Annotated in this window: 12 protein-coding genes; 4 read left to right on the plus strand and 8 right to left on the minus strand. The window is 68.9% G+C overall.

Annotated features, from left to right (window positions below; translation table 11 throughout):
- Positions 1-2: 2 nt before the first annotated feature.
- Entirely contained in the window at positions 3-896 is an 894-nt protein-coding gene (locus ACS5PN_RS16290) for a dihydrodipicolinate synthase family protein (protein ID WP_439465024.1), read from the minus strand.
- 150 nt (positions 897-1046) lie between these two features.
- Here ACS5PN_RS16290 and ACS5PN_RS16295 point away from each other — a divergent pair, with 150 nt between their 5' ends.
- The 3 genes from ACS5PN_RS16295 to ACS5PN_RS16305 all read left to right on the plus strand — a co-directional run bounded on the left by ACS5PN_RS16295 (position 1047) and on the right by ACS5PN_RS16305 (position 6942).
- Complete coding sequence (locus ACS5PN_RS16295) at positions 1047-1757, plus strand: GntR family transcriptional regulator (protein ID WP_439465025.1); 711 nt, start codon at positions 1047-1049, stop codon at positions 1755-1757.
- Positions 1758-2035: 278 nt separating this feature from the next.
- Positions 2036-4861: a TonB-dependent receptor plug domain-containing protein gene (locus ACS5PN_RS16300; protein ID WP_439465026.1), complete on the plus strand. Its 2826-nt coding sequence runs from the start codon at positions 2036-2038 to the stop codon at positions 4859-4861.
- The gene (locus ACS5PN_RS16305) at positions 4861-6942 is read left to right on the plus strand and encodes a prolyl oligopeptidase family serine peptidase (protein ID WP_439465027.1); all 2082 of its coding nucleotides are present in this window, start codon (positions 4861-4863) and stop codon (positions 6940-6942) included. The genes ACS5PN_RS16300 and ACS5PN_RS16305 overlap by 1 nt, the downstream gene beginning before the upstream one ends.
- Here ACS5PN_RS16305 and ACS5PN_RS16310 read toward each other — a convergent pair.
- Positions 6939-7700 carry a helix-turn-helix domain-containing protein gene (locus ACS5PN_RS16310; protein ID WP_439465028.1) on the minus strand — a complete coding sequence of 254 codons (762 nt, stop codon included), beginning with the start codon at positions 7698-7700 and terminating at the stop codon, positions 6939-6941. The two genes, ACS5PN_RS16305 and ACS5PN_RS16310, sit on opposite strands and share 4 nt — an antisense overlap.
- Positions 7701-7720: 20 nt before the next feature.
- On the opposite strand from ACS5PN_RS16310, the gene ACS5PN_RS16315 reads away from it, so the two are divergent.
- A complete protein-coding gene (locus tag ACS5PN_RS16315; RefSeq protein WP_439465029.1) occupies positions 7721-8908 on the plus strand; it encodes a M24 family metallopeptidase in 1188 nt (395 codons plus the stop codon).
- Positions 8909-8919: 11 nt separating this feature from the next.
- Here ACS5PN_RS16315 and ACS5PN_RS16320 read toward each other — a convergent pair whose 3' ends face one another.
- The 6 genes from ACS5PN_RS16320 to ACS5PN_RS16345 form a co-directional block, all read right to left on the minus strand.
- Entirely contained in the window at positions 8920-9858 is a 939-nt protein-coding gene (locus ACS5PN_RS16320; protein WP_439465030.1) for a 4-hydroxyproline epimerase, read from the minus strand.
- Between the two features lie 127 nt (positions 9859-9985).
- Positions 9986-11056 (minus strand): DNA polymerase III subunit delta, encoded by a 1071-nt coding sequence (gene holA, locus ACS5PN_RS16325; protein ID WP_439465031.1) that lies wholly within the window; start codon positions 11054-11056, stop codon positions 9986-9988.
- Between the two features lies 1 nt (position 11057).
- On the minus strand, positions 11058-11549 hold the full coding sequence (locus tag ACS5PN_RS16330; RefSeq protein WP_439465032.1) for an LPS-assembly lipoprotein LptE: 492 nt from the start codon (positions 11547-11549) through the stop codon (positions 11058-11060).
- Positions 11549-14209, minus strand: coding sequence for a leucine--tRNA ligase (gene leuS, locus ACS5PN_RS16335; protein ID WP_439465033.1), 2661 nt, complete (start codon positions 14207-14209; stop codon positions 11549-11551). The genes ACS5PN_RS16330 and leuS overlap by 1 nt, the downstream gene beginning before the upstream one ends.
- Before the next feature lie 40 nt (positions 14210-14249).
- Entirely contained in the window at positions 14250-14675 is a 426-nt protein-coding gene (locus ACS5PN_RS16340; RefSeq protein ID WP_439465034.1) for an ExbD/TolR family protein, read from the minus strand.
- 2 nt (positions 14676-14677) lie between these two features.
- Positions 14678-15316, minus strand: a complete 639-nt coding sequence (locus tag ACS5PN_RS16345) for a MotA/TolQ/ExbB proton channel family protein (protein ID WP_439465035.1) — start codon at positions 15314-15316, stop codon at positions 14678-14680.
- Positions 15317-15389: the final 73 nt, after the last annotated feature.

The following is a 15389-nucleotide window of genomic DNA, read 5'->3' on the forward strand; positions in this document are numbered from 1 at the left end:
GCTCAGAGGGCAGGCAGGCTCGGGCGGGTTGCCAGGGCGTGACGGATGACGGCCTCGACCTGGGCGCGGCGCTCACCGGCCAGCGGCAGGCGCGGAGCGCGCACGCGCTCGTTGGACTGGATGGCCAGGGCTTCGGCAAGCTTGATGTTCTGCACCAGGTAGCTCGACACGTCCAGGTCCAGCAGCGGGCGGAACCAGCGGTAGATGGCCAGGGCCTCGGCCAGGCGGCCGGCCTTGACGAGGCGGTAGACCGCCACCGTCTCGGCCGGGAAGGCCACCACCAGGCCCGCCACCCAACCCTGCACACCGGCGCACAGGGCTTCGAAGGCGAGGTTGTCGACGCCGGTGAAGACGGCGTAGCGGTCACCCAGGCGGGTCAGGATCTCGGTGGCGCGGCGGATGTCGTCGCTGCTTTCCTTGACGGCAACGAAGCGGCGGTCGTCGGCCAGTTCTTCCAGCAAGTCGGTCGTCACGTCGACGCGGTAGGCGATGCGGTTGGAATAGATCATCACCGGCAGGTCGCCCGCCGCCGCGATGGCGCGCAGATTGGCGGCGGTCTCGCGCACATCGGTGTGATAGATGGTGCTGGGCACCACCATCAGGCCATCGGCGCCGGCGCGGGCCGCCTTTTCGGCCAGGGCGCAGGCCTCGCGCGTGCCCGCCTCGGCCACGGTCAGCAGCGCGGGCTTGTTGCCCGCCACTTCCTTGGCCAGGCGGAACACCTGCAGGCGCTCGTCATGGCTGAGCATGGGCCCTTCGCCCAGCGAGCCGCAGGCGATCAGGCCGTCGCAGCCGGCCGCCGTCTGCAGCGCAAAGCAGCGCTGCATCTCGGCGGCATCCAGGCTGCCGTCTGCGTTGAACTTGGTGGTGACTGCGGGAAAGACGCCTTGCCACATGGTCGGGGTGCTCCGGTTCGGTTGAAACTGGCGCGCAGCATATTGCATATTGGATCCAATCTGCAAGATTTTGGATCCAATCCAGTGAACGCCTGGGGTGCCTGGTTCAAAATGATGGCCCATTCGCCCGCACCTTGCCCGCGCCACGCCATGCCCGACACGCCTCCCACGCTCGCCCGCACCACCCCCGGTCCTTCCGCGGGTGACCAGGTCTACGAGGCCCTGCACCGCGCCATCATCACGGGCCAGTTCAAGGACGGCGAGCCCTTGCGCCAGGAAGAGCTGGCGCGCCAGCTGCACACCAGCCGCATCCCCGTTCGTGAGGCCCTCAACCGCCTGGAGCAGCATGGCCTGGTGCAGATCAAGCGCTATCACGGCTACACCGTGGCGGGGCACAGCCGCGCCGAGGTCGAGGAGCTGTGTCGCTTTCGCGCCCTGCTGGAGGGCGAGCTGATCCTGAACGCCGTGCCGCGACTGCAGGCCGGCGCACTGGCCGAGGCCAAGAAGCGCTGCCAGGCCTTCTCCAAGGAGACCGACCCGGTGCGCTGGGGCGAGCTGAACCGCGACTTCCACTGCGCCCTCTATGCCGAGGCCGACATGCCGCATCACCTGCAGGCCGCCGTGGCGGCGCTGGACCGCACCGAGCGCTACCTCGTCGACCAGCTGCAGCTGACCGACGGCCGCGCTCAGGCGCGCGCCGAGCATCTGGCCATCCTGGAGGCCTGCGTGGCCGGCGACGCCAAGGCCGCGGCGCGGCTGACGCGCCAGCACATCCTGGGCGCCTGCGAGCGCTTCTCGGCCTATATGCAGGCGCAGGAGGCGCAGGCCGCCACACCGAAGCGGCGGGGCCGCAAAGCCTGAGTAGAAATCCGCCACAGAGGCACAGAGGCACGGAGGAATACAGAGAGGCAACTTCTTGCTTTCCCTGTGTCTCTGTGCCTCTGTGGCTAGTTTCCGTATTGGCCTGAGGCATCCCGACGCGTCGGGGACTTCCCGAGGTCCCGGGCCCTTGTGCCGATTTCCGCGCCGCGGCTGCGCTGCGCTTCAAGACGTTTGCGCGACGGATTTCTAACGTCCGGTGTGTCGGCTGCCAGGGGGTTTTCTGGTGGCACTTCGACCCACCAGACATAGAGGTCCTCTTGAAGACACTGCCCAAGACAACACTGCTGCTGGCGCGCAGCACCATCGCCGTCACCCTCGCCCTGCAGGCCCTGGCCAGCCAGGCCCAGCAGGCGCCCACCGATGCCAAGGACAGCAAGGAGAAGCTGGACCGCATCGTCGTCACCGGCTCCAACATCAAGCGCACCGACGCCGAGACCTCGCAGCCGCTGCTGACGATCTCGCGCGACGAGATCAAGTCGTCCGGCGCACTGACCGTCGGCGACATCCTGGGCAACCTGACCGACAACGACGGCCGCGCCATCAGCGACCTGAGCGGCGCCAACTCCTGGGCCAGCGGCGCCTCCGGCGTGTCACTGCGCAACCTCGGCACCGGCGGCACGCTGACCCTGCTCAACGGGCGGCGCCTGACGAGCTATGGCTTTGCCGACGGCCTGCAGCTGAACTTCAGCAACATCGACGCCATCCCCGCCAACCTCATCGAGCGCGTCGAAGTGCTGAAGGACGGCGCCTCGGCCATCTACGGCTCCGACGCCATTGGCGGCGTCATCAACATCATCACGACCAAGGACTTCCGTGGCGTGGGCATGGCCGTCAGCGCCCAGCAGTCGCTGCGGCACAGCTTCCTGGCCAAGGACAAGTCGGGATCGGTCACGGTGGGCCACGGCAGCCTGGACGACGACGGCTACAACGTCTACGGCCACCTGGAGATGTACCAGCGCGGCAGCTACAAGGACAGCGACGTGCGCCCGCTGCTGCCCGCCTGGTATGTCGAGCAGAACCCGGCCCGCCTGCAGCTGTCGTCGGGTTCTTTCCCCGGCAACTACAGCGGCCGCTACCCGGCCAACTACAAGGACCCGGCCCTGGCGGGAAAAAGCTTCACGACGCCGGCGCCGGGCTGCGCGCCGGAGAAGCTGGTCGGCGGCGTCTGCATGTACGACTACTGGAAAGACAGCGACGCCCGCCCGGCCACTGACCGCCTGACCGGCATGCTGGGCGGCCGCTACAAGCTCAGCAACGAGCTGACGGCCTTCACCGAGCTGCAGTTCGCCGACATCAAGGCCAAGTACTACACCAATGTGCCGCGCAGCCAGGCCGCAGGCACCGTGTCGACCTGGTACGACTCGCTGAAGGGCGAACTGCAGAGCTTCAGCCACCCGGCCCTGCCGGTGGGCCATCCACAGAACCCGTATGACTTCCCGGTCACGCTGGCCTACCGCTATGTCGACGATCCCGAGATGTTCAAGAACGTCGGTGCGTCCTTCGATCACCGCCTGGTGATGGGCGTGGAAGGCACCCTGGCCGGCTGGGACATCGACACCGCCATCGGCGACATGGGCTCGCGCGCCACCCAGCGCCAGCACCTCTACCTGGACCGCTACGGCTATGCCGACGCCGTCACCAGCGGTGCCTACAAGTTCGGCCAGGTCAACTCGGCCGACGTGCTGAACAAGATGTTCCCGGAGATGGGCTCGACCGGCCACTACCGCCAGCAGTTCGCCGACTTCAAGGGCTCACGCGAGATCTACCAGCTGCCGGCCGGCCCGCTGATGATGGCCGTGGGTGCGGAGCTGCGCCACGAGCAGTTCTTCCATCGCAGCACCGACAACATCCTGCAGGCGCGCATCGTCGGCTTCTCGGGCGTCAACATCGATGGCAGTCGCAACACGGCCGCCGTGTTCACCGAGTTCGCTGCGCCCATCACCAAGGAGCTGGAAGCCACGCTGGCGCTGCGCGGCGACAAGGTGCTCAACGGCTTCGGCGCCGTCACACCCAAGCTGCAGCTGGCCTACCGGCCCGTCAAGACGGTGCTGCTGCGCGGCACGCTGACCCAGGGCTTCCGCGCGCCCAGCCTGCCGGAGACCGGCAATGGGGGCGCCTCCTGGTTCAACAACAGCATCAATGACCCCAAGCGCTGCGACACGGCCCGTGCGCTGCGCGACGCGCTCAAGACCGGCAACGCCGCCGACCAGATCGAAGCCAACCTGGCCTTCAACTCCGGCTGCTCGGTCAGCTTCCCGTCCGCCGTCACGCCCAACCCCGACTTGAAGCCCGAGCGCTCCAACAACGCGTCCATTGGCCTGGTCGTGCAGGCGCTGGACAACCTCAGCGTCTCCATCGACTACTACAACATCAAGCGCCGCGACGAGATCGGCACGCCCGACATCACGCAGATCCTGCAGAACGAGGACAACAACCCTGGCCTGGTTCCGCGCGATGCCGTCTCGGTGCAGGACGGGTTGTGGTCGGCCCGCGCCAAAGAGCTGACCGGCCAGACCATCGCCTTCCAGACCGGCGCCGTCCGCACCATGCGGCTGCAATACCGCAACCTCTACAGGACCCAGGTCAGCGGCTTCGATGTCGACCTGCGCAGCCGCTGGGCGCTGGGCGACTGGGGCAAGCTGGACCTCAACCTGGAGGCCAACGTCCAGTCCAAGCTGCTGTACTGGGACACGGATGCGCAGGCCTGGCGCGTCAACCGCATCGGCTACAACGGCGTGCCGCGCGAGCGCGCCGTGCTCAAGGCCAACTGGAGCCGGGGAGACTGGAAGCTGGGCAGCCGCGTCAACTACAGCAGTTCCACCAAACTGGCCTGGGATGAGTGGGACGACAGCTACTACCAATCCCAGGGTTGCGCCGACCGCGGCGAGCCCGAGAGCAATTGCCGCGTCAGCAGCTGGACCAGCACCGACATGTGGCTGCAGTACAGCGGCCTGAAAGGCTGGACGCTGTCCGCCAACCTCTTCAACGCCTTCAACGAGCAGCCGGCCGTGTTCCGCCGCCCGGCCGGCCTGCCCAACCTGAATGGTCGGGTGCTCAAGCTCAGCGCCGAGGTGAAGTTCTGATGCGCGCGCTTGCCTTGTTCTTTGCGGCGCACGTCGCCGCGGCGGCAACGCCGCCGGCAGACATGCCAGACCCCTACCGCTGGCTGGAAGACGTCGACGGCGACCGCGCCCTGAACTGGGTGCGCGGCCAGCAGCCCACGCTCACGCCCGTGCTGCAGTCGCCCGGCTTTGCCAAGCTGGAGGCCGAGCTGGCCGAGGTGATGGCCTCGCCGGCGCGGCTGGCGCCCGGCGAACAGCTCGGCCGCCATGTCTACAACTTCTGGCGCGACGCGGAGCACCCGCGCGGCATCTGGCGCCGCAGCGCGCCCGAGGACTATTTGAAAGGCCAGCCACGGTGGGAAACCGTGCTGGACGTGGACCGGCTCGCCAAAAGCGAGGACGAGCGCTGGGTCTGGGCCGGGGCGAACTGCCTCGCGCCCCAGGCCCGGCGCTGCCTCGTCTCCTTGAGCCGGGGCGGCGGCGATGCCCACGTGCTGCGCGAGTTCGACACCGTCGAGCGTCGCTTCATCACCGAAGGCGAGGGGGGCTTCACCCTGCCCGAGGCCAAGGGCGGCGCGGGCTGGGCGGACGCCGACACCCTGGGCGTCTACACCGACTTCGGCGCCGGCAGCCTGACGCGCTCGGGCTATCCGCGCCAGTTGAAGCTGTGGAAGCGCGGCACGCCGCTGGCCGCGGCGAAGCCGCTGCTGGAAGGCGGTGTCGACGAGGTGGGCCTCTGGGCCTGGGGCGAGCATCTGAACGGTCGCCAGCAGTTCGTGCTGGAGCGCCGCACCAGCTTCTTCGCCGGCAAGCAGTACCTGCTGCGCGACGGCAGGCTGGTCGAGTTGCCCAAGCCCGACGATGCCCAGGCCAGCGTGTTCGGCAAGCAGGCCTTGATCGAGCTGCGCTCGGACTGGGGTGCCTACCCGGCGGGGGCGGTGATCGCCACGCCGCTGCAGGGCTGGCTGGACGGTCGACCGAAGTTCACGCTGCTGCACGACCCGGCGCGCGACGGCGCCCTGCAAAGCCTGGTGCCACTGCGCGATGCGCTGCTCGTCGTCAGCATGCAGGACGTGCGCCAGCACCTGAGCGAGTGGCGCCCCGCGGGCCAGCAATGGCAGCGCCGCGCCGTGCCCACCGGCGAGCTGGAGAGCCTGTCGGTCCTGGCCCTGGCGGGTCAGACGTCCAACCGCTATCTGCTGACGCGCAGCAGCTTCCTGCAGCCGGCAACCCTCGAAGCGGCCGAGGTCGGCCGGGCGAAGCGGCGCACCCTGCAGCAGCTGCCGGCTTTCTTCGACACCCAGGGCATGGAAGTGCGCCAGTTGCATGCCAGGTCGGCCGACGGGACCTTGATCCCGTACTTCATCGTCGCCCCGAGCGGCCCCCTGCCCGAGGGCGGCCGGCCGACGCTGCTCTATGGCTATGGCGGTTTCGAGATCTCGATGCGGCCGGCCTACAACGGCATCCTGGGCCGGGCCTGGCTGGCGCGCGGGGGCGTCTATGTTCTGGCCAATCTGCGCGGCGGCGGCGAGTTCGGCCCGCGCTGGCACCAGGCGGCCCTGCGCGAGCAGCGCCAGCGCAGCTTCGACGACTTCATCGCCGTCGCCGAGGACCTGCAGCGCCGCGGCATCACGCGGCCCGACAAGCTGGGCATCATGGGCGGCAGCCTGGGGGGCCTGCTGACCTCGGTGGCCCTGGTGCAGCGGCCGGAACTGTTCGGCGCCGTCGTCAGCCAAGTGCCGCTGACCGACATGCGCCGCTATCACGAGATGCTGGCGGGCGCGTCGTGGATCGAGGAGTACGGCAACCCCGACATCCCGGAGCAGTGGGACTACATCGGCAAGTACTCGCCGTATCACAACGCCGTGGCCGACAAGCGCTACCCGCCGGTGCTCTACACCAGCTCCACGCGCGACGACCGCGTCCACCCCGGCCACGCCCGCAAGATGGTGGCGCGGCTGCAGGAGCAGGGCCATGAGGTACTGTACTGGGAGAACACCGAGGGCGGTCACGCCGGTGCGTCGACGCCGGCTCAGCAGGCGCGCTTGTGGGCCTTGAGCTACGGCTTTCTGCAGCGGCGTTTGATGCCGCCGACACCCTAACGCGGGGCGTGGAGCTGGCGGTAGTGCGACGGTGTCAAACCGACTGTGGCCTTGAACTGGCGCGTGAAGGCGCTCTGGTCGGCATAGCCGCAGTCCAGCGCCAGCTCCGCCATGCTGGCGACCTCAGGCGCCGCCAGCCGCGCCCGCGCCGCGTTCACCCGCACCTGCACCAGCATCTCGCGCGGCGTCAGTTGGAAGACGCGGTGGAACATGCGCTCCACGCGGTCCGGGCTCAGCCCCGCCTCGCGCCCCAGCTCGCCCAGCTGCAGTGGCTCGGCAAAGCGCGTGCGGATGCAGGCGGCTATGTGGGCGATGCACTGGTACTGCGGATGGCTGTGGTCGGGCAGGCCGAGGTCGCGCGACAACCCCGCCACGCCGGCCACGTGGCCCGCCGCGTCGCGGATGGGCAGCTTGTGCGTCAGGCACCAGCCGGCGCGCAGGTCCGGGTAGACATGCAGCTCCAGCTGCCGGTGCAGGGCCTGGCCGCTGGCCATGACCTGGCGGTCCTGGTCGAGGAAGGCCTCGCCCATGGTCGCGGGGAAGAGGTCGCGCGCGGTGCGGCCCAGCAGCTCCTCGCGGCCGCCCAAGCCACAGCGCCGCCACAGGCTGCGGTTGGCGCTGCGGTAGCGTCCGTCGCCGTCCTTCACGAAATACACCACGTCGTCGAGCGGCTCGAACAGGTGCTCGAGCAGGCGCAGCGCGTCCTGGCCCAGGTAGGCCACTTCATCGAGCGTCGGTATCTCGGCGATTTCACTCATCTCACCACCCCACCCCCACCATGACTTCCTTCGATGCGGCGCTGAGCGCCCTGCCCGATCTGCGCCCCGGTGTGCAGCCCATCCAGCCCGAGGAATACCGCCAACGCCTGCAGCGGCTGCAGTCCCTGCTGCGCGCCGAAGGCCTGCAGGCCCTCTATCTGCACGCCGGCAGTTCGTTGCGCTATTTCATGGGCACGCCCTGGTATCCCAGCGAGCGCCTGCTCGGCGCGTTGGTGCCTGCGGAGGGCGAGCCGTTCTACATCGCCCCCGGCTTCGAGCGTGATGCGCTGATGGACCGCTGGGGCCTGGCGGCACCTCTGCAGCTCTGGGACGAGCACGAAGACCCCTGGGCCCTGCTGGCGCGTTTGACGAGTGCGCTGCCCTGTGGGGGCCACGGTCTCGCACTGGACGGCAGCCTGCCGTTCAACTTCGCCTGGCGGTTGCAGCGGGCTGCGCCGGGGCTGCCGCTGGTCGACGGCAGCGACCTCATCGCCGCGCTTCGCATGCGCAAGTCGCCGGCGGAGATTGCGCTGCTGCAGCGCGCTTTCGACATGACGCTGCGGGTGCAGCAGGCCGCGCGCTCGGTGTTGCGCGCGGGCATGGATACGCGCGAGGTCGAAGACTTCATCGACAGAGCGCACAAGCGCATCGGCGGTGGCGGCTCGCGCTTCTGCATCGTGCTGTTCGGCACCGCCACCAGCTACCCGCATGGCGTCAAGCACGCCCAGACCCTGGCCGACGACGACGTGGTGCTGATCGACTGCGGCTGTTCCGTCGAGGGCTATGCCTCGGACCTGACGCGCACCTATGTGCATGGCCAGGCCAACGCCGAGGTGAGGCGCATCTGGGCCATCGAGCAGGAAGCCCAGGCCGCGGCCTTTGCGGCGGCCCAGCTCGGCACGCCTTGCGAGGCCGTGGACGATGCGGCCCGCGCCGTATTGGAAAGCCATGGCCTGGGGCCGGGCTATGAGCTGCCCGGGCTGCCGCATCGCACCGGCCATGGCGTCGGGCTGGACCTGCACGAGCATCCCTATCTCGTCCGCGGCAACGGCCAGCCGCTGGAGATCGGCATGTGCTGCAGCAACGAACCCATGATCGTCGTGCCCGGCGCCTTTGGTGTGAGGCTGGAAGACCACTTCTACATGACGGGGCAGGGGCCGCGCTGGTTCACCCTGCCGAGCCCGAGTCTGGAGCGCCCCTTCGGTTGACATGTCGGCGCTCAGAAGCCCCAGCGCATGGGGTCGGCCGGGTCGAACACGACCCAGGCGTCCAGCGTCACATGGGCGCGGCCGCGGATGAAGGGGTGGATGCTGCCGTCCTCGGCGGGCTCGTAGCGGGCCTCGAACACCGAGCCGATGACCGACTCCTGGCGCCACACGGCGCCCGGGGCCAGGTCGCCGTCGGCCGCCAGGCAGGCCAGCTTGGCGCTGGTGCCGGTGCCGCAGGGCGAGCGGTCGTAGGCGGCGCCGGGGCAGAGCACGAAGTTGCGGCCGTCGTTGGCGTCGTCGGCCGGCGGGCCCAGCAGCTCGATGTGGTCGATCTCGGCGCCATCCGTGCCGGTGATGCCGGCCTGTTGCAGCGCTGAACGCAGGGCCAGCGCGTAGGCAGTCAGTGCCTGCGTGCGCTTCGAGCTCAGCGCCTGGCCATGGTCGCTGCAGAGAAAAAACCAGTTGCCGCCCCAGGCGATGTCGCCATGCACGGTCTGGCCGTCGTCCAGCGTCACGGCCACCTGCCGCGCCAGGCGGTAGGAGGGCACGTTGGCCACCGTCACCGTGCCGTCGTCATGCAGCGTGGCCTGCACGGGGCCGACCGGTGTGGCCAGCCGCAGCGTGCCCGGCTTGATGAGGCCCAGGTGGCGCAGCGTCTCGACGACGCCGATGGTGCCGTGGCCGCACATGCCGAGATAGCCGGCGTTGTTGAAGAAGATGACGCCCCAGGCGTCATCGGGTTGGCGGGGTGGGCACAGCCAGGCCCCCACCAACACCTCGGAGCCGCGGGGTTCCAGGATAAGCGCGCGGCGCCAGGCGTCGTGCTCGTTGCGCAGCATGGCCAACCTGTCGGCCATGGAGCCCGAGCCGAGGTCGGGGCCGCCGCTGACGAGGACGCGAGTGGGCTCGCCGCCGGTGTGGGAATCGATGATGCGCGCGCTGTCGTCCATGCCAAGCTTGATTGGATCCAAATATTGGATCCAATATACAAGCATTGACGTCTGCATTCACCCGGGCCGATTCCCAGGTGAGGAAAGTGAGGGTTGTGCGGGCGCCGGGCGACGCCCGGTGCCGCGCTCAGCGCGCGGTGAGGACGGTGCCGCTCTTGCCGCTGGCCGTCTCGGCCAGCATCAGCGCCAGCCGGCGCAGCGCGGCCCAGGGATCGCTGGGCCAGTCGGGGTGGCGCAGGCCCTTGACCAGGCCGTCGCAGACCTGGGCGGCCTGCACCAGCGCGCCGGCCTGGGCGCTGTCCAGGCGTGGCGCGATGCGCTCGATCAAGCGCTCCTTGGCGCCCCAGACGCGGGCCTCGCGCATCGCCATCGGCAGGGGCCGTCCGGCATCCAGCGCATTGCGCACGCGGGCCAGGGCCCGGGCGTCCTCGGCCAGGTTCCAGTGCACCAGCACGGCGGCCTCGCCCTCGGCCTCCAGGCCGTCGAGCATGCGCAGGATGCGCGGCACGGCGCCCGACAGCACCGCCTCGCTGAGCTTGAAGACGTCAAAGCGCGCCACGTCCAGCACGGCGGCTTCGATATCGGCCAGGCTCAGTTCGCCCTTGGGGTGCAGCAGGGCGAGCTTCTGCAGCTCCTGGTGGGCTGCCAGCAGATTGCCTTCGACGCGGTCGGCGAAGAAGGCCAGGGCCTTCTGACCGTCCTCGCCCTCGGGCACCGATTGCCCTTGGGTTTTCAGGCGCTGGGCCAGCCACGCCGGCAGCAGGCGGCGCTCGATTGGCTCGACGCGCAGGGACACGCCATTGCCATCCAGGGCCGTGAACCAGGCGCTGGACAGCTGGGTCTTGTCCAGGCGCGGCAGGGTGACCAGCGTCAGCACATCATCGGGTGCGGCCTCGGCATAGCGCTGCAGGGCCTCGGAGCCGTCCTTGCCGGGCTTGCCGCCGGGGATGCGGATCTCGATGAACTGGCGGTCGGCAAACAGGCTCATGGCCTGTGCCGCGGCCAGCACCGGAGCCCAGTCGAAATAGGCGCCGGCGACCGTGAAGATCTGGCGCTCGCCAAAGCCCTGGGCCTTGGCGGCGGCGCGGATCTGGTCGGCGGCTTCCTGGGCGAGCAGGGGCTCGTCGCCGTGGACGGTGTAGATGCGGGCCAGGCCCTTGCTCAGGTGGGCTTGCAGGCCCTCGGCTCGCAGCTGCATGTCAGGCCGGAAGCTTGACGGCGGCGAGGCGGCGCATCACCTGGGCGATGGCGTCGGAATGCATGGCGCCGTACAGATTGGCGGCCTCCTGCTCCTTGGCCAGGGCCGTGGTCTCGGTGAAGTTCATGTCGCGCGACAGGCGCAGCTCGACCTTGGGCACCAGCAGTTCGCCGGCGGCCGTCCGGATCAGGTAGTCGAACTGCAGGCGCAGCGACCATTCACGGACCTGGCCGACGCTGGTGGACGCGACGACGGTGCGGTCGCGGTACTCGCGCAGGGCTTCCAGCACGACCTGGGCGCGTGCCGGGTCCTCGACGAGTTGCACCGGCGTGCGCTTGATCTGGCGCTTGAGGCCGGCGGCCAGCGGCGATTCCGGCGGGAAGCCGGTCAGCGCCAGCGTCTGGAAGGACAGCACGGGCTCGTGGCGCAGCTCGAAGCCGCAGCCGGTGAGGGCGGTCAGCCCGAGAAGGACGGCGCGACGCTGCATCATCATCAGACGACGATGTTCACCAGGCGACCCGGCACGATGACGACCTTCTTGGGCGCCTTGCCTTCGCTGAACTTGATGAACTCGGGGTTGGCCAGCGCAGCGGCCTCGATGGCGGCCTTGTCGGCGGCGGCCGGCACCTTGACCGAACCGCGCAGCTTGCCGTTGACCTGCAGCATCAGCTCGATCTCGTCCTGAACGAGGGCGGCCTCGTCGACCGTCGGCCACGGCGCGTCCAGCAGGTCGCCCAGTTCAGCGGCAAAGCCAAGGTCCTGCCAGAGCTGGTGGGCGATGTGGGGCGTGGCGGGGTAGAGCACGCGCAGCAGCACCGAGAAGCCATCGCGCACCGCGGCGGCCTGGCCCTCGGCCTTGAAGCCTTCCAGCGCATTCAGCAGCTTCATCGCGCCGGAGACGACGGTGTTGTACTGCATGCGCTCGTAGTCGTAGCTGACCTGCTTGAGCACGTTGTGCACCTCGCGGCGCAGGGCCTTGCCATCACCGCTCAATGCGGCGTAGTCGGTGCCGCCGGTCTTGATGGCGTCGGCATTGCGCGCGCCGAAGTTCCACACGCGCTTCAGGAAGCGGTGAGCGCCTTCGACGGCCGCGTCGTTCCACTCCAGCGTCTGCTCTGGCGGCGACGCGAACATGACGAACAGGCGGGCCGTGTCGGCGCCGTACTGGTCGATCAGAGCCTGCGGGTCCACGCCGTTGTTCTTCGACTTGGACATGGTCGTCATCTCGTACTCGAGCGGTGTGCCGTCCTTCTTCAGCTTGGCGCCGACGATGCCACCCTTGTCGTCGTGGATGACGTCGATCTCGTGGTCCCAGTAGTAGTCCTTGCCACCGCCCTCGGGCTTGTGGAAGAAGGCCCCTTTGAGCACCATGCCCTGGGTCAGCAGCTTCTCGAAAGGCTCGCTGATCGTGACCAGGCCGAGGTCGCGCATCGCCTTGGTCCAGAAGCGCGCGTACAGCAGGTGCAGGATGGCGTGCTCGATGCCGCCGATGTACTGGTTCATGCCAACCCGGCCAGGGTTGGCCTTGTCAGCCCCCATCCAGTACTCGGTGCCGTCCGCGACCATGGCCTGGTCGTTGGTCGGGTCGCAATAGCGCATGAAGTACCAGGACGAATCGACGAAGGTGTCCATCGTGTCCGTCTCGCGCTTGGCCGGCTTGCCGCATTTCGGGCAGCCGACGTTCAGGAAGGCGGCGTGCTTGTTCAGCGGGTTGCCGCTGCCGTCCGGGATCAGGTCATCTGGCAGCACGACGGGCAGGTCCTTCTCGGGCACCGGCACCACGCCACAGGCATCGCAGTGGATGATGGGAATCGGCGTGCCCCAGTAGCGCTGGCGGCTGACGCCCCAGTCGCGCAGGCGCCAGGTGGTCTTCTTCTCGCCCAGGCCCTTGTCGGCCAGCAGCTCGGCGACCTTGTTGACGGCGTCGACATGGCCGAGGCCATCCAGCACGCCGGAGTTGATGCAGCGCGCCTTGGGCTTGTCGCCATACCACTCGGCCCACTTCTTGTCGTCGTAGGCCTGGCCGTCGACGTCGATGACCTGCTTGATGGGCAAGCCGTACTTCAGCGCGAAGGCGAAGTCGCGCTCGTCATGCGCCGGCACGCCCATGACGGCGCCGTCGCCATAGCTCATCAGCACGTAGTTGCCGACCCAGACCTCGACCTGCGCGCCGGTGATGGGGTGGGTGACGAACAGGCCCGTGGGCACGCCCTTCTTGTCTTGCGTGGCCAGCTCGGCCTCGGTCGTGCCGCCGGCCTTGCATTCCTCGATGAAGGCGGCCACCTCGGGCCTGGTCTTGGCCGCGACGGTGGCCAGCGGATGCTCGGGTGCCACGGCGCAGAAGGTCACGCCCATGATGGTGTCGGCGCGGGTCGTGAAGACCCACAGGCGGTCGCCGCCGCCTTCGATGGAATGCGGGAAGGCAAAGCGCACGCCCTGGCTCTTGCCGATCCAGTTCTCCTGCATCAGGCGCACGCGTTCGGGCCAGCCGCTCAGGTAGTTGGGGTCTTCAGGGTTGGCGACCGCCGACAGCAGCTCCTCGGCGTACTGCGTGATCTTCAGGTAGTAGCCCGGGATCTCGCGCTTCTCGACCAGGGCGCCGGAGCGCCAGCCGCGGCCGTCGATGACCTGCTCGTTGGCCAGCACGGTCTGGTCCACCGGGTCCCAGTTGACGACCTGGGTGCGGCGCTCCGCGATGCCCTTTTCCAACATCTTCAGGAACAGCCACTGGTTCCACTTGTAGTAGCTGGGCTGGCAGGTCGCGACCTCGCGGCTCCAGTCGATGGCCAGGCCCATGGCCTGCATCTGGCCCTTCATGTGGGCGATGTTGGAATAGGTCCACTGCGCCGGCGGCACCTTGCCCTTCATGGCGGCGTTCTCGGCCGGCAGGCCAAAGGCGTCCCAGCCCATGGGCATGAGGACGTTGTAGCCCTTCATGCGCAGCTGGCGGGCCAGCATGTCGTTGATCGTGTAATTGCGCACATGGCCCATGTGCAGCTTGCCCGAGGGGTAGGGCAGCATGGAGCAGGCGTAGAAGTGCGGCTTGCTCGCGTCTTCCGTCACGCGGTAGGCGTCGCGCTCCGTCCAGTAGGCACGGGCGGCGGCTTCGATCTCGTTGGGGTTGTAGCTGGGCGCTTCGGTCTTGGCGTTCATACGCCAAATTGTAGGTGGCGCTCTTCGCGCCACCCTTCGGTCACGGTGCCGATGCAGCGGCCTGGGCGACGAAGGCGATGCGGTTCATGCCGGCGGCCTGCACCCAGCCGATCAGCTCGGCCACCTGGCCATAGGGCACGCTGCGATCGGCGCGCAGCTGCACTTCCATCTGCGCGTTGGCACGGCCCAGCTCTGCGATGCGCTTCTGGAAGGCGTCGGGTGTCAGCTCCTCCTCGCGGAGGTAGAGCTTGCCGTCCGGCGTGATGGCCACGGCGATGAAGCCGGGCGCGTCGCTGGGCGTCGCGGCTTCGCTCTTGGGCAGGTCCAGGCGCAGCGACGCCGTCATCAGCGGCGCCGTGATCATGAAGATGACCAGCAGCACCAGCATGACGTCGATCAGCGGCGTCATGTTGATGTCGCTCATCGGGCGCGAGCCCTCCGGTTTTTCCAGCCGGCCGAACGCCATGATCAGTCGTGGTCGAGGAGTTCGCGCAGGTCGTGCGCGAAACCTTCCAGGTCGGCCTCGCAGGCGGCCACCATCTTGCCGAAGACGTTGTAGGCCAGCACGGCGGGAATGGCCACGCCCAGGCCTGCGGCCGTCATGACGAGCGCCTCGCCGACCGGGCCCGAGATCTTCTCGATGGTGATGTTGCCGGCCGCCGAGATGCTGGCCAGCGCGTGATAGATGCCCCAGACGGTGCCGAACAGGCCCACGAAGGGCGCCGTGGCGCCGACCGAAGCCAGCAGCACCTGGCCGAACTGCAGTCGGGCCAGCACCGCATGCAGGGCGTCGCGCAGGCGGCGGGTCAGGCGGGATTCGCGCTTGCCGGCGGCCTCCAGCGTGGCGCCGCGGGTCTCGGCCGTGGCGGCGTCCAGCAGGGGCAGCAGCAGGCCTTCGGTGTCGAAGCTCTGCAGGGCGCTGCGGCCCTCGGGCACGCCGGCGGCGCTCCAGAAGGCCGGCACGGCGCGCACCAAGCCCTTGCGGGCGCGACGCAGCAGCCAGGTCTTCCACAGGATCAGCGCCCAGGCGCTGACCGACATGGCCAGCAGCAGCAGTGCGACCGCGCGGCCGACCAGGTCGCTTTGGGCCCAGAAGTCCGCAACCATGTCAGCCCCTCGCCCGGTGGGTACACCGGACGATCCCCCGAGGGGATGCGGGCCGGCTAGGGGCGGCCCGGCG

It is taken from the genome of Roseateles sp. NT4 (assembly GCF_051857475.1).
Classification (GTDB): Bacteria; Pseudomonadota; Gammaproteobacteria; order Burkholderiales; family Burkholderiaceae_C; genus Pelomonas.